The organism is Bacillus sp. RCC_6_1 (genome assembly GCF_041360755.1).
GTDB lineage: Bacteria > Bacillota > Bacilli > Bacillales > Bacillaceae_G > Bacillus_A > Bacillus_A cereus.
In genome coordinates this window covers 552,218-572,946 of record NZ_JBFUPV010000001.1, presented here as the reverse complement: position 1 = coordinate 572,946, position 20,729 = coordinate 552,218, and the positions used below count along the sequence as shown (strand labels likewise).

Here is a 20,729-nt window from a genome sequence, read left to right as displayed (position 1 = left end):
ATATGGAGATACATACTACCATTGTTAACATAAAAATTTTGATTATATATTTGAAATGTTCTTTGTTAGAATGCGCTTTATTTACTACAAGAAAATTCCTTTTAAAAAAGAATGAACAAAATTTCAAAAGTGTATTTACATTTGTTCAACTAAGAGTTAGAATGAAGTTGTTAAAAGATATGAGGAGTGAAGATAATGAACATTGCAAAGTTAATTGACCATACAATTTTAAAAGCTAATACTACTAAAGAAGATGTTATGAAAGTAATCGAAGAAGCAAAGGAATATAAATTCGCTTCTGTTTGTATTAACCCAACATGGGTAAAATTAGCGGCTGATGAACTAGCTGGACATGATGTAGACGTTTGTACTGTAATCGGTTTCCCATTAGGAGCAAGCACGACTGAAACAAAAGCATTTGAAACAAAAGATGCTATTGCAAAAGGTGCAACTGAAGTTGATATGGTAATCAACGTAGGCGCTTTAAAAGATGGTGACAACGAACTTGTTGAAAAAGACATTTATGAAGTAGTACAAGCAGCAAAAGGAAAAGCTCTTGTAAAAGTAATCATTGAAACTTGCCTATTAACAGATGAAGAGAAAGTACGCGCTTGTGAATTATCAGTAAAAGCTGGTGCTGACTTCGTAAAAACTTCAACTGGATTCTCAACTGGCGGAGCAACTGCTGAAGATATCGCATTAATGCGTAAAACAGTAGGACCAAACGTTGGTGTAAAAGCATCTGGCGGTGTTCGTACACGTGAAGATGCAGACAAAATGGTAGCTGCTGGAGCTTCTCGCGTTGGAGCAAGTGCTAGTGTTGCAATCGTATTAAATGATGCAAAAGGTGCTACAGATAACTACTAATCATTAATGAAGTGAAGAGCAATAGATACACAAAGTAAAGTGTATCTATTGCTTTAATAATTGAAAAAAATGTAAGCGGATACGAATGGGAGGAGACGGCTTATGAAATACTTAATTGGTATTTTTGGCCTCGTATTGATTTTAGGTATCGCTTGGCTTGCTAGTAATAATAGAAAGAAAGTCAAATATCGCCCAATCATAACGATGGTTATATTACAATTTATTTTGGGGTTTTTATTATTAAATACAAGTGTAGGGAATATATTAATTAGCGGAATAGCAGATGGTTTTGGAGAGTTATTAAAATATGCCGCTGATGGTGTGAATTTCGTATTTGGTGGATTAGTAAATCAAAAAGAGTTTTCGTTCTTTTTAAGTGTATTAATGCCAATCGTATTTATATCAGCTTTAATAGGTATTTTGCAACACATTAAAGTATTACCTATTATTGTGAAATCTATCGGTCTAGCATTAAGTAAAGTAAATGGAATGGGGAAACTAGAATCATATAATGCAGTTGCTTCTGCGATTTTAGGACAATCTGAAGTGTTTATTTCAGTTAAGAAACAATTAGGGTTATTGCCAGAGAAAAGAATGTATACATTATGTGCATCTGCAATGTCTACCGTTTCAATGTCTATCGTCGGATCATATATGGTGTTATTAAAACCGCAATATGTTGTAACCGCTTTAGTGCTTAACTTATTCGGTGGCTTCATCATTGCTTCTATCATTAACCCGTATGAAGTTACTGAGGAAGAAGATATGTTAGAAGTACAAGAAGAAGAGAAAAAGACTTTCTTTGAAGTATTAGGGGAATACATTATTGATGGATTTAAAGTTGCGATTACAGTAGCAGCTATGTTAGTCGGTTTCGTTGCTCTTATCGCATTCATTAATGCAGTATTTAAAGGTGTAATCGGTATTTCATTCCAAGAAATTCTTGGTTATGTATTTGCACCATTTGCATTTATTATGGGTGTACCTTGGCATGAAGCAGTTAATGCCGGAAATATTATGGCAACAAAATTAGTATCGAATGAATTTGTCGCTATGACAGATTTAGCACAAGGAAACTTTAATTTCTCAGATAGAACGACAGCGATTATATCTGTATTCTTAGTTTCATTTGCAAACTTCTCTTCAATTGGGATTATTGCAGGGGCGGTTAAGAGCTTAAATGAAAAACAAGGGAATGTAGTCGCAAGATTTGGTTTGAAATTACTATTCGGTGCAACATTAGTAAGTTTCTTATCAGCAACAATCGTTGGCTTATTATTTTAATAGATTCGTATCATATAAAAAGGAATGGTGATTGTAATGAGAATGGTAGATATTATTGCAAAAAAACGTGACGGCAAAGAATTAACGACTGAAGAAATCAAATTCTTTATTAATGGATATACAGACGGAAGTATTCCTGATTATCAAGTGAGTGCGCTTGCAATGGCAATCTTCTTTAAAGATATGACAGATCGCGAACGTGCAGATTTAACGATGGCGATGGTTGAGTCTGGTGAAACGATCGACTTGTCAGCAATTGAAGGAATTAAAGTAGATAAACATTCAACTGGCGGTGTTGGTGATACGACAACATTAGTATTAGGACCATTAGTAGCTGCTTTAGATGTACCAGTAGCAAAAATGTCTGGTCGTGGTTTAGGACATACAGGCGGAACAATTGATAAATTAGAAGCGGTAGAAGGATTCCACGTTGAAATTACGAAAGAGCAGTTCATTGATATTGTAAACCGTGACAAAGTAGCTGTTATTGGACAAACAGGAAACTTAACACCTGCAGATAAAAAGATTTATGCATTACGCGATGTAACAGGAACGGTTAACTCAATTCCTTTAATCGCAAGTTCAATTATGAGTAAAAAAATTGCAGCAGGTGCTGACGCAATCGTACTTGATGTAAAAACAGGTGCTGGTGCATTTATGAAAACAGAAGAAGATGCAAAAGAATTAGCACATGCAATGGTACGTATCGGAAATAATGTAGGACGTCAAACTATGGCTGTTATTTCAGACATGTCACAACCGCTTGGTTTTGCGATTGGTAACGCTCTAGAAGTAAAAGAAGCGATTGATACGTTAAAAGGTGAAGGTCCAGAAGATTTAACAGAATTAGTACTTGTATTAGGTAGCCAAATGGTCGTACTTGCGAAAAAAGCAAATACGTTAGAAGAAGCTCGTGAAATGCTAATTGAAGTGATGAAAAACGGAAAAGCAACTGAGAAGTTTAAAGAGTTCTTAAGCAATCAAGGCGGAGATAGCTCAATTGTAGACAATCCAGAAAAAATGCCACAGGCGAAGTATGTAATTGATGTACCTGCAAAAACTTCAGGTGTTATTTCTAACATTGTTGCAGATGAGATTGGTATTGCAGCTATGTTACTTGGTGCAGGTCGTGCAACGAAGGAAGATGAAATCGATTTAGCAGTAGGATTAATGTTACGTAAAAAAGTTGGCGATGCAGTAAAAGAAGGCGAGCCATTCGTAACAATCTACGCAAATCGTGAAAATGTAGAAGATGTAAAAGCAAAAATTTATGAGAACATCTCTATCGCTGAAACAGCAGTGGCTCCTAAATTAGTTCATACAGTTATTACTGACTAATCATCATTTCGTTTACTTTGAGGGGGAAATAATATGGGTAAGAAAAAATATATTGAAGAAGCAAACAAGATGTTATCGAAAGCGTATATTCCGTATTCTAAATTTCCTGTTGGCGCAGCGTTAGTTACGAAAGAAGGGAAAATCTATACTGGTTGTAATATAGAAAATGCTTCTTACGGTTTATGTAACTGTGCAGAAAGAACAGCAATATTTAAAGCAGTATCAGAAGGTGAGCGCGATTTTAGTTACTTAGTTATTACAGGAGAAACTGATGGACCGATTTCACCATGTGGTGCGTGTAGACAAGTAATTGCTGAATTCTGTGATCCGAAAATGCCTGTATTATTAACGAATGTAAAAGGTGATGAAAAAGAAGTGACTGTTGAGCAGTTACTGCCAGGTGCTTTCTCAATAGAAGATTTAAAATAAATTGAAAAGCCATTCTACAATTATTATTTGTGGAATGGCTTTTTTATTTTCAAAAATTGAATGTAATATTTTGTTCATACTCCGTTCATAAACTTTGCTTAAAATAATTGCAGCGAATATAGAAAGTTTACAACAGGAGGAATAGAATGAAGAAATTATATAATGCGGCATTTATTTACTTAATTATTGGTTTATTATCAGGTGTATTTGCAAGAGAGTATTCGAAAGCACAAGGAATTAAAGGATCCACAATGTTGCAATTAGTGCATACACATGTATTAGTGCTCGGTTTTGTATTCTTTTTAATTGCTTTAGCCTTATGTAAAGTGTTTCATGTACAAGAAACAAAGAGCTTTTGTGCATGGTTTGTTGTTTATAATGTAGGAGTAATCTTTACTATTGCTACAATGCTATGGAGAGGTCTTCTACAAGTAAATGGAACTGACTTTTACGGTTTAAGCCATATGGCTGGATTAGGTCATGTTATTATAAGTGTCGGGCTCGTTTGGTTTATGATTTTGCTCAAAAAGTCTTTTAAATAGATAGGAGTGGGAAGAGTATGATAGCACTTTTATCAAGTATTTTAGCGGTTTGTATGGCTGTTGGTGTCATGTTTCTGCGCTTTAAAGCAGCGAAAAAGCCGGTAACGAAAAAGAAAATTATATTGCCGCCAATTTTTATGAGTACAGGCGCAACGATGTACTTTTTACCAGAGTTTCGATTAACATCGTTAGAAATAGTTGAGGCAATTAGTATAGGGCTTATCTTTTCTATTTTTCTTATTAAAACAACTAAGTTCGAAATAAAAGGCGAACATATATTTATGAAACCGTCAAAAGCATTCATATTTATTTTAGTAGGCTTATTAGCTGTACGCGTGGCATTAAAGTCATATTTAAGCCAATCAATTGATTTGGCAGAGTTAAGCGGCATGTTTTTCTTACTTGCATTTGCGATGATTGTGTCGTGGAGAATTGCGATGTATCGCTCGTTTACTAAATTAAAAAAGACAATAAAAAGAGCTGGAATTTCTATATAGGAAATCCAGCTCTTTTTATGTTTTATTAGAATTCTTTAGCGCGGAACTCATTTGCTTAATTTTAAACGTATTTGAGCATCTTGTAATGCAGCAGGTGTAACGTTAAGACCATTTTGATCAACAATTTTTGTGTTTAATAAAATGGAATCTAAGCTTCCACGAAATGTTTGTGTATAGTTTTGGCGCAACATTTGTTGTTCTTGTTTTTCATCAACTGTTAATCCATTCGCTTTTTCTTTTTTTGACAATTCGTTAATACGGAATAAAATGTTTTTCATTTGTTTCACCTCTAGTTAGATGTAATTACATTAGCTACTTACTAATGTATAGTTATTGTAACCTATCTTTTAATAAGTGTCAATGTCTATAAAATGCTTTGTTTTGTATGTGTATGGATGAGAGAGGATGTAAATGAATACTAATACTTGAAATAGAAAAGATGCTAATATACAATACTATGGTAGGGTATAAAGAGTTGTTGTTTTACATTATGAAAGTAATAAGTAAAAAGGAGTATGCAATAATGAATGCAGTAATTTCAAAGAAAGAAACAATCATCTCATATACGATTGCTATTTTATTTATTTTAGCTATGGTAACAGCTGGTGTGTTATTAAATGATCCGGAAGTCATTTTGCCGGAAATAGCAGCGATGGTAATTGCTTTATGGGCGTATCGCGAGCCAGGATGGTTAAGACAACCAGAAAAAATCTTTATTGCACCGTCAATAACAGCTGTTATTGGTTTTGCAGTGAATCAAATGGATATTTCCTATATAGGAAAAGTTAGCTTAACACTTATATTAATGATGTTGTTTTTATGTGTTATTCAATCCAATTTAGCACCATCCATTGCGACAGGTTTATTACCGTTAGTAACAAATGCGACGGAATGGTCATTTGTTATCGCGGTATTTGCTTTAACATTTATTTTAATGATAGGTGTTCTTATATTTAAATTGAACAACGGTATTGAGCGAAAAGTGCAAATACAGTATAAATATATGACTGTATTTCTAATACTAAATTTCGTATGGATCAGTTTATGCTGGATAACTGGTTATGAACAATTAGCAGTTATTCCACCAATATTAGTTGTTGTGTATGAATCACTTCAAAAGCCGATGTATAATGAAAAAATGGCTTTTAAACAAATATTAGTATTAACTGCATCGGCAACTGTTGGAACTTTATTGTATTTTGCAATTGATTCATGGATTGTAGTCACGTTATTAAATATGATATTAATGGTTATTTTATTAAAAATCGTTGGAGTACGTATTCCAGCAGCGTATGCATTTCCATTATTGCCACTCGTATTTCCTGATGAAATGATAAAAATGTTACCAGTAGCTTCATTTGTTGCGGGAGTATTTTTATTTGGTGCAGTACTACTGTATAAAAAGTGGGAGATGAAGCAAAAGGACATGTAGAAGAGTTAAATATAATTTTTAAAAAAGGTAAGTTCAAATGAATTGAACTTACCTTTTTGTATGTATTACCAATATAGAGCAGTATCATAAAGTCCGATTAAAATAAGGAGAACACCGGCTATACGTTGAATGTTTTTTCCTATTTTTCGGCTCTTTTTAAGTAGTGCCCCATTTAATCCTAGATAGGAGATGATGGACATTAATACGACGATAGGCAGAGCAGTTCCTATCGAAAAGAATGTAGGAAACAAGTACCCGTAATTATAGGGTAAAGATAAAGGGAGTAACGTTCCGAAAAATAGCACAAACATAGTCGGACAGAAAGCTAAAGAAAAGAAAAAACCAAGTAAAAATGAGCTGACTTCATTTTGTTTTCGAATAAATTTAATAGGGAAAAGGGTAGAGAAGAAATTTCTTCCTCTTATAATATCTGATAATATTAGACCTATTATTATTAATAAAGGTCCGATCAGTTTGCGTAACCATGGGAAATACAAAGTTAATGTTTGTTGAATTTCTTTTCCTAATAACCAGACTAAAAGTCCAAGTGTCGTAAAAGCTATTACTTTTCCTAAAATGAATAACAGTATATGTTTCCAGGTATGTCCCTTTTGTAAAGATTGATTTCCATAAAGTGTAATAGCGCTAATGTTTCCTGTTAATTGGCAAGGAGCAAGTGTACCTACAATGCCTAATAAAAACGCAAATAAAAGAGGTACTGATTTCGTAGCATTCGCGACATCTATTAAAGGAGACATGAGTTGATAGCTCCATTCACTAATTATTGAAAACACGTTATATTCACCCTTCTAATTAATTTGGAATGTTCCTTCTTTAGTAAGCTGCTTCCATGTTTTACCCTCATCCGTAGAAAGGAACACATTTGCTTTCATTGTAGCAAATACAATTTCAGCTGAATTTTGAGGGTTTTGTGATATATACATAATTGTATCTTTAGGATCTAAAGGTGGAATTTGTATGTTTGTCTCCTCATTTGTAGCAATTGATTTCTTCGTTACGATTTGCTTATTGATAGGCGCGTAAATAACATCTTCATTACTTAATGTAATTGCGGTCGATTCAAGTGATTTAGCGAATATTTCAAACGTATTTCCGTAATCTGTAGATAAGTAAACACCGTCTTTGGCACTTACTGCGACTACACTAGATTGATTCGGATGTACGGAAAAGGAATGAATCGTACTTGAAAGACCTTTTAACTTACTATTTTCCCAATCTTGTCCGTTGTTCGTACTGAAATAAAAACCTTGTTGTAATTTAGAATTTGGACGCTCATTGTATAAATAAATTGCTTCTGTATTATATCCGACAGCAAGGTTATGAAAATCAGATTCTCCGTAAAACGCTAGCTTTTCAAGTGTATTACCGCCATCAGAACTTTTCATTAATCCTAAAGGATTTTTTAAATCTGCTCCTGGTTCAGGATGACCGCTGGCAAAGAACCCGTTCTTCGTTGCCTGAAACCCCATATAATCATGTAATCCAGTCTTAGTTTCAAGCCATTTTCCATCTTGATAAACTTTTATCCCGCTATGAGTGGCGATAGAAACCCCAGATATATTTCCTGCATAGCCAATTCCGTGAATGTGCTCGATTTTTCCAGATGTAATTTCTTTATAGAAGTCTTGCGGACTCGTATTTGCTGTTTCTATATTTTTTGACTCAGATTGCACCGTTTCTTTCTTCACGGGTGCTGTTTCGGTGTTGCTAGAACATCCAGTAATTATGAATAAGGAAGTAATTGCTAACCCTGTTGCTACATAATGTTTCAAAGTTGTGGCTCCTTTCCTATATATGAGATTTTAAGTATATGGAATAAATGTCAAGAAATTGTGGAGTGGTATGCATAATGTAGATTAGATGGGCACTAGTAAGGGGGGATTTTCCTTTTTCTATGAGTACTATTAATTGACGAAAAATTGTAACAATAATAAAATGAATTGATTAGATCATTAGTTTTTTAATCATACATAGAACGCTAGGGGGATTATCATGAAATCAACATTTTTTGCTCAAAATAGAGAACGATTAGCAAACACATTACCAGAGGGATCTATTACGATTTTATTTGCGGGACAAGCACCGCATATGTCAGCTGATGCACATTATAAATTCGTACCGAATCGTAATTTTTACTACTTAACGGGAATCGATGAACCAAATGTTATTTTTATGCTGAAAAAGGTTGGAAGTAGTGTTGAAGAAACACTTTTCATTGAAAAGTCAGATTCAGTAATGGAAAAATGGGTCGGTAAAACAGTTTCTAACGAAGAAGCAGAGAAAATTTCAGGTATAAAGAAAGTTGTATATTTAGATAGCTTTGAAAAGACAATGTCAAATATACTTTTTACAGAAAATGCGAAGCATCTATATTTAGATATAGAACGTCGTGATTGGAATGGTATGGAGACAAAAACATTAGCATTTGCTAAACATGTAAGAGAAAAATACCCACACGTAACAATTGGTAATGTATATCCGAACATTTGTGAATTACGAGTATTTAAAACAGAGGAAGAAATTGAAATTATTAAAGAAGCGATTGCTATAACGAAAGACGGTATTTACAACGTACTTAAGCATGCAAAAGCAGGCATGATGGAGTATGAATTAGAAGCACAATTTGATTTTACACTGAAGTCATCTGGCATTAAGTACCATGCGTTCAATACAATTTTGGCGAGTGGGAAAAATGCTACAGTTCTTCATTATGAAGATAATGATGCACAAATTCAAAATGGTGACTTAGTATTACTAGATTTAGGTGCTCAAAAAGACTACTATAACGCTGATATTAGTTATACATTCCCGGCAAATGGAACATTCTCTAGTCGCCAAAAACAAATTTATAATATTGTATTAAAAGCATTAAAAGAAACAACAGAGATTATTAAGCCAGGATTAAAGTTCGCTGCATTAAATGAGCATACAAAAAAGGTACTGGCAGAAGAGTGTAAAGCAATTGGTTTAATTCAAGAAGATGAAGAGTTATCAAAATACTATTATCATGGTGTCAGCCATTTCCTTGGTTTAGATACACATGATGTAGGAACATATAAAGATAGAGTGTTAGAAGAAGGTATGGTTATAACAATTGAACCTGGTCTTTATATTGAAGGAGAATCAATTGGAATTCGTATTGAAGATGACATTCTTGTAACGAAAGACGGGTATGAAAACTTGTCAAAAGATATCATTAGGGAAGTTGAAGAAATTGAAGAATTTATGAGTGTAAATAATGAACATGTAAAAGGAAACCAAGCTGTAGTTAAATAATAAAAGAGTCATCACTAATTTATTTGAACTTTATCTCGAATCGTGGACAATTAAAAAATCCATGATTCGGGATAGGGTTCTTTTCTTCGAAATACTAATCTTTAATTATTAATCCTAATAAAGTAGCAAACTGAACAGCTTGATATGTCGATACTTTACATCCTCTTAAATCGTTCACTGAAACTGTAAGTGTATCAAAGGTAGAAGAACTAATATCTATCCCCTTCAGTGATGTCTGATCAAAATTAGCTTCATCAAGACTACATAATTGGAATTCAACTTTTTTAAGTTTACAGTCAAAAAAATCTGCATTATTTAATGAAGTTTCATTGAAGATGATTTTTTCTAGTTTAGAATTTCCAAATGCCGCTAAATTCAAAATTGAATTCTCAAATTTAACATTTCCTAAGCTAGATCCTGTGAAATTTACTCCGATTAATTTACTGTTTTTAAATTCGACTCTGTGAACAGAAGAATTGCTTAAATTAACATTTGATAAATCACAGTTTTCAAAACAAACATCTGTAATATCAATATTGCTAAAGTCTGTATTAGTAAACTTACAGTTTTTTATCACCGCATCATATAACCGCACTCTATCTACAGATTCATTTTCGAAAGTGGAGTCTATAATTTCACACACTTCCAATGTTGGATCTTCTTCATAAAAAATATCTTGAAAATTCTTTGAAGATAACTCTGGTGAAATTTTTGGTCTATCAATTTTCATCGTATATCAATCCTCTTCTATTTGATATATTTGTGTAATTTGAGTCCATTGTCTGTGAGGAACATTAGTTCTTATTATACAAAAATCTAAGTTCTTTTGTGAAGAGCATTTTAGCTACATTTTTCTTATTTAATAATAGCAGTGTTATTGTTTCTTAAGAAATAACGTCAAAACAAATACGAGAACGGCTAATATAGTCGCTACAAGGAAAGCATTTTGTATTACTAAAATATTCGTCTCTTGTAATGTCTCCGCTTTTAGTAATTTTCCAATTAGCTTACGTAAGATCTAATTACATCTCCTTATTTTCTTGAAAATCAACTTCTATAATGATTTTGAAAAAGAATAAGGAGGGATTGTCCATGAAGCGATTTGTATTAGCAGCCGTTACTGTCTCTGTAATATTTTTAATTGCTGCCTGTTCTGTGACGACAAATACAACAAATGATCATAAAAATATGAATGATAACAAAACACTACAGACTGAAACAGCTACAACACCATTGAAGGTTGAAAAAGGACCAGAAGTTACTTTAATAGCGAAAGAAGAGAAGCAAAAATTAAGTAACGGTGTTATTGTTCCAGTCTGGACATTTAATGGCTCATCTCCTGGTCCAGAAATTCGGGTGAAAAAAGGTGAAAAGGTGAAAGTGACATTAAAAAATGAATTATCTGCACCAGTATCTATTCATTGGCATGGATATCCTGTCCCAAATAACATGGATGGAATTCCGGGCGTGACACAAGATGCAGTTGAACCAGGAAAAAGTTTCACTTACGAATTTGAAGCGAACGTACCAGGAACGTACTGGTATCACTCGCATCAAGATTCTGTAAATCAATTAGATAGAGGTTTGTATGGAGCGCTCATTGTAGAAGATACAAAGGAAAAATATGATAAAGATTACACATTAATGTTGGATGAATGGGTTACAGATAAAGAAGAAATTAAAAAGCAGTTAAAAGAAATGACAAAAGGGCAAATAGGTAATAAATCTAAAGGTGATGAAAATACGAAAAAGAATGATGATAAGAACGGCATGGATCATTCTGGTATGGACATGGGCAGTGATCAAAAAGACTCTGGCAATATGGCAGGAATGGACCATGGAAATATGAAGATGGAAGGGCATGATATGAGTATGTATGATTTATTCACAATCAATGGAAAAAGCGGTGATTTAGTAGTGCCATTGAAAGTGAATAAGGGAGATAAAGTTCGTCTTCGACTTGTTAATGCTGGTTATCTATCACATGATATACATGTTCACGGTCATGATATAAAAGTAATTGCGACAGATGGTCAACCAATAAACGATCCAAAAGTTATAAAGGATAAAGTAATTTCAATCGCACCGGGTGAACGTTATGATATTGAATTTACTGCTAATAAAACTGGGAAATGGTATGTTGAAGACCATTCGAAAAATAAAGGTGCAAAAGGAATGAAAGCTGTTATTGAATATGATGGCAGTAAAGAGATGAAAGATAAAGCAGACGAAAAAGAAAAATTACCGAAAGTAGATATAATGAAATATGGTACTAAAAAATTAGGAAGTTTCACGTTAAATCAAGAGTATACTGCTACATATAATATGGACTTAAATACGCAAATGAATGAAAATGAAATGGTATATACAATTAACGGAAAGGTATTTCCGGATATTGACCCAATTCAAGTAAAAAAGGGTGATTTAGTAAAAGTGAAATTGGTAAATCGTTCTAAAATGGATGATCACCCAATGCATTTACATGGTCACTTCTTCCAGGTGTTGAGTAAAGATGGAAAACCGATAGAAGGTTCTCCAATTGTAAAAGATACATTGAACTTAAAACCAGGAGAAGAATATGAAGTAGCCTTTGTAGCAGACAATCCCGGTGAGTGGATGTTCCACTGTCACGACCTACATCATGCTTCAGCAGGGATGGTAACGGAAGTGAACTATACAGATTATAAATCTGACTATGTTCCAAACCAAAACATTCCTAATAAGCCAGAATAATAGGAAGCAGTTATCCTATGGATAGCTGCTTATTCATTTTTGTTGCAAGTACTAATTTATATGTTGATTATGCCCAGGTGAAGGTGCAGGAGTATGATCTGGGAATGTCGCGAATACGGCAACGATAATTACTACACTAATTGAAAGTAATAACAAAAAACGCTGTTGGATAAAAGTAGAAAAGTTCTCCGATAACAATTGAATCACACAGGACATAGTAATCGTTATAGTAAGTAAAAGGCTAATGAACAATATACTATGAGCTTGTTGAGCGTTTAACATTTCTGTAATCATTGCTCCCATCATACTTGCCATTAATCCAGAGAACAGTCCTTCTAAAGCAGTATATAGGTGAAAACGTAGACCCACTAAAAAACCGATAAAACCACTAATTAAAATAGCAAGTAAAGTAGAATATAGTAATTCCCCCTTAAAGAGAATGCCTAAATAAAAACCAATACTTAAACCGATACTCATACTAAAAGACATAATAAATACCATATACTCCATTAGGGTACCCTTACGTTTAGAAATATTGGATGCAATAAGAATTGAGGTACAGCAAAGTGTTAAGGTAGTTAACGTATAAGCAAACATTATGATACCTCCTTGTCCTATCGTTCATTTCATCATATGTGTACTTATGATAATTTATATCTGCATATTATCTGCACAATTTCATAGATGTAAGCAAAGGAACGCTTGATTTTTTAGGGCGTCTTTTTTAATTGTAAGCATGTGAAAGAAATTGTTATATTATGAGTTTCTATTGTGAAGCCATAAAGAATAAGCGTATAATATTATAGGTCTCACATTTGCGAGACAAACCGCGAATGATAAATAAGATTGTTGTTTTATCATCGCTTCTAAACATATAGACAATGAAAGTAACACTGGAATACAGATAGGGAGTTATAAAATGAAATTAATTATTGCCGAGAAACCAGATCAAGGGTTGGCTCTTGTTTCACAGTTTAAATATCGCCGGAAAGATGGATATTTAGAAGTAGAAGCAAATGAGTTATTTCCAAATGGAGCGTACTGTACATGGGCAATTGGTCATTTGACGCAGTTATGTAATCCAGAGCATTATCACGCAGAGTGGAAAAAATGGTCACTTAATACATTACCGATGATTCCAGAGCGTTTTCAATTTGAAGTAACAAAGTCAAAGTATAAGCAATTTAACGTTGTGAAACAGCTGTTACATAATCCACAGGTAACAGAAATTATTCACGCAGGCGATGCTGGGCGTGAAGGGGAACTAATCGTACGAAATATTATTAATCTTTGTAATGTGCAAAAGCCGATGAAGCGTCTATGGATTTCGTCTTTAACGAAGCAAGCTATTTATCAAGGGTTTAAAAATTTACTTGATGAATCAGATACAATTAATACGTATTACGAAGCATACACAAGATCTTGTGCTGACTGGGTTGTTGGTATGAATGCATCACGTGTGTTTAGTATTTTGCTAAAGAAAAAAGGAATGAATGATGTATTTTCTGCTGGTCGTGTCCAAACACCAACGTTAGCATTGATTGTAAAGCGTGAGAAAGAAATTGAAAACTTTAAGTCAGAGCCTTTCTGGGAAGTGTTTGCAACCTTTAATATAGAAGGAAAGAAATATGACGGGAAATGGGAGAAGGATAATGAATCCCGCTTAAAAGACCCTGATATGGCGAATAAAATTGCGGCATTTTGCCAAGGGAAACCGGCTGTTGTGAAGGAAATGAAAACGGAGCGTAAAGAGTTTCAGCCGCCGCTTTTATTCAACTTATCATCACTGCAAGCAACGGCAAATAAAGCCTTTAAGTTTTCACCGAAAAAGACGCTTGATATAACGCAAGCACTCTATCAAAAAGGGATTGTTTCTTATCCACGTTCAGATTCTAACTATGTTACTCAAGGAGAAGCAGCGACTTTCCCTGATATTTTACAGAAGTTAAGTCAGTTTGATGAATATAAAGGTTTATTACCGGCTCCGGTTGAATCCATTATGAACAATAAGCGTTATGTAAATGAAAAGAAAGTAACAGATCACTACGCGATTATTCCGACAGAGCAAGTTACAAACCCAAGCAGACTATCAGGTGATGAAAAGAAAATATACGATATGATCGTAAGAAGGCTTATTGCAGCTCATTATGAAGTTGCAATCTTTGACTATACAACGATTGTAACGCTTGTAGATGAACGTGCTGAATTCATTTCAAAAGGAAAACAGCAAATTCAAGAAGGTTGGCGTAAAGTTATTTTCCAAGACGATAAAGATGATGAAACCATTCTTCCAATTGTAGCTGAAGGTGAAGAAGGAAAAGTTGTAAAGGTGAAAGTGAAAGAAGGAAAAACACAGCCACCGAAGCGTTATACAGAAGGACAACTTATTACGTTAATGAAAACAGCCGGTAAGTATTTAGAGAATGAAGAGCTAGAGAAGGTATTGAAGAAAACAGAAGGTTTAGGTACGGAAGCGACTCGCGCGGGTATTATTACGATGCTGAAAGACCGTAAATATATAGATGTAAAGAAAAACCAAGTGTATGCGACTGATAAAGGAAAAGTATTAATTACCGCAATTGGTGACAAAATACTAGCTTCACCGGAAATGACTGCGAAATGGGAACAACGTCTTGCGGAAATTGGTGAAGGTACAGCATCACCAGCAACTTTTATGGAACAAACGAAAAAGCTATCAGCTAAAATTATTGAAGATGCAGTGGAAATGTCTGAGAAGTGGGATTTCACTGGACTACATGTTGAATCGATTGAACGAAAAGGATCGAAATTTACAACGGGTAAAAAGGTTGGTAGCTGTAAAAAATGTGATGGCGATGTAATTGATAAGTCAACGTTTTACGGTTGTTCTAACTATAATACAACGCAATGTGATTTCACCATTTCAAAGAAGATATTAAGTAAAACAATTTCGCAAAAGAATATGACAAAGCTCTTAAAAGGTGAAAAGACTGATTTAATTAAAGGCTTTAAAAAGGGCGAGAAAACGTTTGATGCGAAATTAGAGTGGAAAGATAATAAGATTAATTTTGTATTTGAGAATTAATTTGTTAAAAGAGCATGACATAAAACTGTCATGCTCTTTTGTTTTTTCTTTTATATAAAATTTAACGATAAAAAAAATCCTTTAAATAATAATTTTTTATTGTAAAACAATAAATTTTGTATTAAAATCAAAATCATAATAAATGAGTGAGGTGCTTTTGTTAAAAGGTAACAACCTTATTTTTAAAATTAGAGGAGGTATAACTATGAATATTAACAATTTGATTGTTAAACATATGGATAACCCCCATGAGTTGGAGAAGATGTATAGAAAAGATCCGAAAGCTTTTAAAAAAGCATTCTCACAAGCATGGGACCAAAACCCTGATTCTCAAATTCTAGGTGCTTGGTATGAAAGGTTGCATTTCAAGGAGAAAGTAAATAAAGAAAAAACATCTTTGTTTCAAAAAGGTTTCTTATTCATGGGCCTTTTAGCTATTTTGGCCGGCATAAGCACCAGGATCATTTTCCACTTTGTTGAGCAGGAAGCAATTGCTCCAATAAACTTGGCTTTTGGTGTAATTCCCTTTATTGCTGCTTATTTTGTTTACAATAATAAGCCGAAAAAAAGTATTATTTATTCCCTTATAGCGTTATTCCTAGTTTCCGGGGTGTATCTTAATACATTGCCAATAAATTATAAAGACAGTACCATACTTGCTTATTTACATCTTCCTATATTTTTATGGGTCTTAGTAGGGCTTGCATTTACAGGAAATGAATATTCAAAAGGCAGTACAAGATTAGCCTATATTAAATTTAATTTAGAATATTGTCTTCTCTACGGGAGCATGGCAGTGAGCGGAATGATACTAGCAATATTCACCATGCGTTTATTTAGCTTTGTTGACTTAGATATAGGAGAATTCTATTTTAGTAATGTTGTTTTATTTGGAGCAGCGGCTCTCGCTATTGTGGCTGCATACTTAGTATCAATGAATCTTAAGCTTGCTAAAAATATTACACCATACATATCTAAAATTTTTAGTCCTCTCGTCCTGATCACGTTGCTTATCTATCTTATAACGATAATTTTGGTCGGGAAAAATCCGTTCTTGGATCGCAATTTCCTAATGGCTTTCAACGGAATACTCCTTGGTGTATTGGCTGTTACTATATTTTCTATCGTTGAAAGTGACTCGGACGAGAAAAAGAACATTTCAGATTATATAAATTTTTCCTTAATTTTTCTGGCACTTATTATTGACACTGTCGCATTGTCAGCCATAGTATTCAGACTTTCTTCTTACGGGATTACGCCTAATAGACTTGCTGTTTTAGGAGTAAATGTACTGATTTGGGCAAATCTCATTTGGATTATGTTTTCCTATATGCGTTTCTTGCAAAACAAATCAGGACCAAAAGCTATCCAAGATGCCGTTACGAAGTATTTGCCAATATACGGACTTTGGGCAGCTTTCGTTATATTTACGTTTCCTATCATTTTTAATTAGAAAGGATCTGTTAATGTAACGAAAGGTTAATTCTCTATAACATATAAAATTTTTAGAGCCCATCGATTTATAATTGGTAGTATTATGTTTGTAGTTTCGGTAATTTCATTTGTAATGATAAATAAGAAATAAGTGTTGTATGTAATCTTTCCATAATAAAAAACGTCCCAAAATGGGACGTTTTTTATTATGCGTATTGCCGTTTTTTCTTAATAAGCAACAAAACTTGTGACACACAAGCTAGTACTGGTAACTCAATCAATGGTCCAATAACGAGTGCAAGTGCGATAAGAGGCTCATCTGGAAAAGCGGTCACAGCGATAGCGAGTGCAACAGGTGAGTTTCTTGCTAACGTTGTTAAGCTTAGACTTACTGTATCTTTGTAAGATAAATGCATCATGCGCCCGATAAATTGTCCTAGTAAAAAATTAATGATGAAGAACAATAGAACAGGAACGAGTAATAATAAAACAACATTCATATTTTGTAGTAAATATTTACCTTGTGATGCAAACATCGCTACTATTGCTAAACTTAAAAATACAATTTGAGCAGAGCTAAAAAACGGAATGAGTTTATTCTCGAGAGTTTCAGCTTTTTTTATTTTATTCATAATGAATTTTGTAGCGTGTGCAAGTATAAATGGTAAGACGATTACGATAACAATACTTTCTACTAAAACAGAAACCGCTACAGTTTTCATGACACCAGCAAATAAAAATAAATAAATGGGAAGGAGTAGAACTTGCAAAATTAAATTTACAGGTAAAATTGCAGTAGAAAGTGCTACATTACCTTTCGCTATTTCAGTAAAGATTAAGTACCAATCTGTACATGGAGTAACCATTAACATTATAAATCCAATCCAAAGTGCTGGATGATCGGAAAGAAATAGTGCCCCTAACCCCCAAGCGAGTAAAGGTGTCCATAAGAAGTTAATAGTAAGACTTGTTCCAGCAAATTTTAAATTGCGAAATCCTTTTTTTATTTCTTTTAATGGGATGCTGAGGAATAATCCATATAGCATGAAAAATAAGAAGGGGACAATAAATTTGTCTGAATACGTATGTATCATATTAAATTGTCCGAGTACGATGCCGCATGTAACAGCAAAAAGAATAATAAAAGTTTGAATCTTTTCTATAGTGCTCATGAATAAATCCTTTCTATATATGAATTTTCCTCTCTAAGTTTATTATACAAGTAATAAAGATGTATTTGGTGTTCAATTGTATCTCGCTTAATATTTTTAAGTCGAGATTTTATTTTTTATTAAAAGTTACTTGACTAAAGTAAGTGACTATATTACAATCACTTACATAAGGTAATTAAATAACAAAAAGTTGCAACGGCGTAACTTAAGGTATCTATTGGAACTTTTTCTTAGAATAAGAATTTTTATGATGATGAATAATGAATATGAAAAGAAAGATTAGGTGAAGAAAATGGGACTATTTAGCTCATTATTTGGTAAAAAAGAAGAAAATACGAATGTAGAGGGGAATAAAAAAATGTCAAAAGTATTATTTGTAAAAGCAAACGATCGTCCAGCGGAGCAAGCAGTTAGTTCAAAAATGTATGAAACATTTGTAAGTACTTATAAAGAAGCAAATCCAAATACAGAAATTACGGAATTAGATTTATTTGCATTAGATCTTCCTTATTACGGAAATATCGCGATTTCAGGTGGATATAAACGTAGCCAAGGCATGGAGTTAACAGCTGAAGAAGAGAAGGCAGTTGCTACAGTAGATCAATATTTAAATCAGTTTTTAGAAGCTGATAAGGTTGTATTTGCATTCCCATTATGGAACTTTACAGTACCAGCACCATTAATCACATATATTTCATACTTATCTCAAGCTGGAAAAACGTTTAAATATACAGAAAATGGCCCAGAAGGTTTAGTTGGTGGTAAAAAAGTAGTTGTGTTAGGTGCTCGTGGTTCAGATTACTCTTCAGAGCAAATGGCTCCTATGGAAATGGCAGTTAATTACGTAACAACTGTACTTGGATTCTGGGGAATTACAAATCCAGAGACAGTTGTAATTGAAGGGCACAATCAATATCCAGATCGTTCACAACAAATTGTTGAAGAAGGTCTAGAAAACGTTAAAAAAGTAGCAGCGAAATTTTAATTTATGATAGTAAATGGAAAAACCAACATGGATGACCGTGTTGGTTTTTTAGTCTATTTTTCATGTTAAAAAATGTATATTTATAAAATAAAAGAAAAGTTCGAAAATAGTATTGCAAAATATTATATAGCAAACTATAATGAGTTCAAGAATAGTTGATACTTAAATTAAATATTCAGAAAATTCAATTAGTTAAAATTGGAAAATGAGATAAGGAAATTTGAATGGGGGTTATATTATGGCGAATAAAGTACCGTTTTCGTTCATAGTAGTTATTGGATTAATGTTATTTGCACTATTTTTTGGAGCAGGAAATTTAATTTTCCCAGCGATGCTTGGTCAATCAGCAGGAGAGAATGTATGGATTGCTAACGCTGGATTTTTAGTAACTGGTGTTGGATTACCATTACTAGGTGTACTAGCATTTGGTTTTTCAGGTAAAGATGATTTACAGTCATTAGCAAGTCGTGCTCACCCAGTGTTTGGGATTGTGTTTACAACAGTTTTATACTTAGCGATTGGTCCGTTATTTGCAATACCAAGAACAGGAAATGTTTCTTATGAAATTGGTCTTAAGCCGTTTATGCCAGAAGGAGTAGGTTCTACACCTTTAATTCTTTTCACAATTATATTCTTTAGTATCACTTGTTTTTTTTCGCTAAATCCCGCGAAAATTGTCGATATTGTTGGAAAAATCTTAACGCCAATTAAGTTGACTTTCATCGGTATTTTAGTAATCGTTGCTTTTATACATCCGATTGGAGATATGCAAGCACCAGTGGAAGCTTATACATCACATGCATTCTTTAAAGGATTCCAAGAAGGATACTTAACGATGGATACGCTAGCATCATTTGTATTCGGGATTATCATTATCAATGCTATTAAAGAAAAAGGTGCGAAAACGAAAACACAAATTATGGTCGTTTGTGCAAAAGCGACAATAATTGCAGCATCTATTTTAGCAATTATCTATACAGCTCTTTCTTATATGGGTGCTTCAAGTGTTGCAAAGCTTGGACATTTAGAAAACGGCGGAGAAGTATTAGCGAAAGTTTCTAACTACTATTTCGGATCATATGGCGGAGTATTATTAGGATTAATGATTACAGTAGCTTGTTTAACAACTAGTGTGGGACTTGTATCAGCATGTTCTTCATTCTTCCATAAGTTATTCCCAAATGTTCCTTACAAAGCAATTGCAATCACGCTATGTGTATTTAGTGCAATTGTTGCAAACGTAGGATTAACACAGTTAATCGCAGTTTCTGTTCCAGTATTAACAGCAATTTATCCACTAGCAATCGTATTGATTTTCTTAACATTCTTCCATTCATTATTCAAAGGAAGAGCTGAAGTTTATCAAGTGAGCTTAATCGTAACATTTATCATCAGCTTATTCGATGGATTAAGTGCAGCTGGAGTTAACATTGAAGTAGTAAGCCAAGTGTTCACTAAATTCCTTCCGATGCAGGAAGTAGGATTAGGCTGGATCTTCCCAGCGATTATCGGTGGATTTATCGGATATGGCATTAGCGTTGTAAAAGCAAAAAATCAAGTTCAACCAGCAACTAGAGCGGATAAGAAAATAGGTTAAATAAAAAAGTTATAGAACTTGTTTCTATAACTTTTTTTGTTACTATTAATAATGAGAA

19 protein-coding genes are annotated in these 20,729 nt (G+C 33.6%); 13 read left to right on the top strand and 6 right to left on the bottom strand.

Going from position 1 to position 20,729, the window contains the following annotated elements; translation table 11 throughout:
- Nucleotides 1–195 precede the first annotated feature (195 nt).
- The 6 genes from deoC to AB6801_RS02820 all read left to right on the top strand — a co-directional run bounded on the left by deoC (nucleotide 196) and on the right by AB6801_RS02820 (nucleotide 4,957).
- Nucleotides 196–867, top strand: coding sequence for a deoxyribose-phosphate aldolase (deoC, locus tag AB6801_RS02845; RefSeq protein ID WP_001017441.1), 672 nt, complete (start codon nucleotides 196–198; stop codon nucleotides 865–867).
- Between the two features lie 102 nt (nucleotides 868–969).
- Complete coding sequence (locus tag AB6801_RS02840) at nucleotides 970–2,151, top strand: NupC/NupG family nucleoside CNT transporter (protein WP_000876173.1); 1,182 nt, start codon at nucleotides 970–972, stop codon at nucleotides 2,149–2,151.
- Nucleotides 2,152–2,187: 36 nt separating this feature from the next.
- Nucleotides 2,188–3,489 (top strand): pyrimidine-nucleoside phosphorylase, encoded by a 1,302-nt coding sequence (locus AB6801_RS02835; protein ID WP_001983022.1) that lies wholly within the window; start codon nucleotides 2,188–2,190, stop codon nucleotides 3,487–3,489.
- A 33-nt stretch (nucleotides 3,490–3,522) separates the two neighbouring features.
- Nucleotides 3,523–3,918 carry a cytidine deaminase gene (locus AB6801_RS02830; RefSeq protein ID WP_000516778.1) on the top strand — a complete coding sequence of 132 codons (396 nt, stop codon included), beginning with the start codon at nucleotides 3,523–3,525 and terminating at the stop codon, nucleotides 3,916–3,918.
- 146 nt (nucleotides 3,919–4,064) lie between these two features.
- Nucleotides 4,065–4,460 carry a DUF2871 domain-containing protein gene (locus tag AB6801_RS02825; RefSeq protein WP_000737863.1) on the top strand — a complete coding sequence of 132 codons (396 nt, stop codon included), beginning with the start codon at nucleotides 4,065–4,067 and terminating at the stop codon, nucleotides 4,458–4,460.
- A 17-nt stretch (nucleotides 4,461–4,477) separates the two neighbouring features.
- A complete protein-coding gene (locus tag AB6801_RS02820; RefSeq protein ID WP_000561046.1) occupies nucleotides 4,478–4,957 on the top strand; it encodes a CcdC family protein in 480 nt (159 codons plus the stop codon).
- Nucleotides 4,958–5,004: 47 nt separating this feature from the next.
- Here AB6801_RS02820 and AB6801_RS02815 read toward each other — a convergent pair whose 3' ends face one another.
- Entirely contained in the window at nucleotides 5,005–5,235 is a 231-nt protein-coding gene (locus AB6801_RS02815; protein ID WP_000789773.1) for a DUF896 domain-containing protein, read from the bottom strand.
- Nucleotides 5,236–5,480: 245 nt separating this feature from the next.
- Here AB6801_RS02815 and AB6801_RS02810 point away from each other — a divergent pair, with 245 nt between their 5' ends.
- Complete coding sequence (locus AB6801_RS02810; RefSeq protein WP_097861380.1) at nucleotides 5,481–6,389, top strand: HPP family protein; 909 nt, start codon at nucleotides 5,481–5,483, stop codon at nucleotides 6,387–6,389.
- Nucleotides 6,390–6,454: 65 nt separating this feature from the next.
- On the opposite strand, the gene AB6801_RS02805 is transcribed toward AB6801_RS02810, so the two are convergent.
- Together AB6801_RS02805 and AB6801_RS02800 are read right to left on the bottom strand one after the other, a co-directional pair.
- On the bottom strand, nucleotides 6,455–7,183 hold the full coding sequence (locus tag AB6801_RS02805) for an urease accessory protein UreH domain-containing protein (RefSeq protein WP_002061125.1): 729 nt from the start codon (nucleotides 7,181–7,183) through the stop codon (nucleotides 6,455–6,457).
- Between the two features lie 15 nt (nucleotides 7,184–7,198).
- A complete protein-coding gene (locus tag AB6801_RS02800) occupies nucleotides 7,199–8,182 on the bottom strand; it encodes a F510_1955 family glycosylhydrolase (RefSeq protein ID WP_061654543.1) in 984 nt (327 codons plus the stop codon).
- 220 nt (nucleotides 8,183–8,402) lie between these two features.
- Between AB6801_RS02800 and AB6801_RS02795 the strand changes: the two genes are divergently transcribed.
- Nucleotides 8,403–9,686 carry an aminopeptidase P family protein gene (locus AB6801_RS02795; protein WP_097999018.1) on the top strand — a complete coding sequence of 428 codons (1,284 nt, stop codon included), beginning with the start codon at nucleotides 8,403–8,405 and terminating at the stop codon, nucleotides 9,684–9,686.
- Nucleotides 9,687–9,780: 94 nt separating this feature from the next.
- Here AB6801_RS02795 and AB6801_RS02790 read toward each other — a convergent pair whose 3' ends face one another.
- Complete coding sequence (locus AB6801_RS02790; RefSeq protein ID WP_000687273.1) at nucleotides 9,781–10,416, bottom strand: pentapeptide repeat-containing protein; 636 nt, start codon at nucleotides 10,414–10,416, stop codon at nucleotides 9,781–9,783.
- A gap of 362 nt (nucleotides 10,417–10,778) precedes the next feature.
- Between AB6801_RS02790 and AB6801_RS02785 the strand changes: the two genes are divergently transcribed.
- Nucleotides 10,779–12,419 (top strand): multicopper oxidase family protein, encoded by a 1,641-nt coding sequence (locus tag AB6801_RS02785; protein WP_087948436.1) that lies wholly within the window; start codon nucleotides 10,779–10,781, stop codon nucleotides 12,417–12,419.
- Nucleotides 12,420–12,470: 51 nt separating this feature from the next.
- Here the strand turns inward: AB6801_RS02785 and AB6801_RS02780 are convergent, their stop codons facing one another.
- The gene (locus AB6801_RS02780; protein ID WP_058839445.1) at nucleotides 12,471–13,016 is read right to left on the bottom strand and encodes a hypothetical protein; all 546 of its coding nucleotides are present in this window, start codon (nucleotides 13,014–13,016) and stop codon (nucleotides 12,471–12,473) included.
- Between the two features lie 322 nt (nucleotides 13,017–13,338).
- On the opposite strand from AB6801_RS02780, the gene topB reads away from it, so the two are divergent.
- Both topB and AB6801_RS02770 read left to right on the top strand, forming a co-directional pair.
- Nucleotides 13,339–15,483, top strand: coding sequence for a DNA topoisomerase III (gene topB, locus AB6801_RS02775; RefSeq protein WP_000766771.1), 2,145 nt, complete (start codon nucleotides 13,339–13,341; stop codon nucleotides 15,481–15,483).
- Nucleotides 15,484–15,688: 205 nt separating this feature from the next.
- A complete protein-coding gene (locus AB6801_RS02770) occupies nucleotides 15,689–16,936 on the top strand; it encodes a DUF4153 domain-containing protein (RefSeq protein WP_097999020.1) in 1,248 nt (415 codons plus the stop codon).
- Nucleotides 16,937–17,123: 187 nt separating this feature from the next.
- Here the strand turns inward: AB6801_RS02770 and AB6801_RS02765 are convergent, their stop codons facing one another.
- Nucleotides 17,124–18,089, bottom strand: coding sequence for an arsenic resistance protein (locus tag AB6801_RS02765; RefSeq protein ID WP_097862667.1), 966 nt, complete (start codon nucleotides 18,087–18,089; stop codon nucleotides 17,124–17,126).
- A 292-nt stretch (nucleotides 18,090–18,381) separates the two neighbouring features.
- Here AB6801_RS02765 and AB6801_RS02760 point away from each other — a divergent pair, with 292 nt between their 5' ends.
- Nucleotides 18,382–19,074 (top strand): FMN-dependent NADH-azoreductase, encoded by a 693-nt coding sequence (locus AB6801_RS02760; protein ID WP_097999021.1) that lies wholly within the window; start codon nucleotides 18,382–18,384, stop codon nucleotides 19,072–19,074.
- A 238-nt stretch (nucleotides 19,075–19,312) separates the two neighbouring features.
- Nucleotides 19,313–20,671, top strand: a complete 1,359-nt coding sequence (brnQ, locus tag AB6801_RS02755; protein WP_001284785.1) for a branched-chain amino acid transport system II carrier protein — start codon at nucleotides 19,313–19,315, stop codon at nucleotides 20,669–20,671.
- The last annotated feature ends 58 nt before the right edge of the window (nucleotides 20,672–20,729 follow it).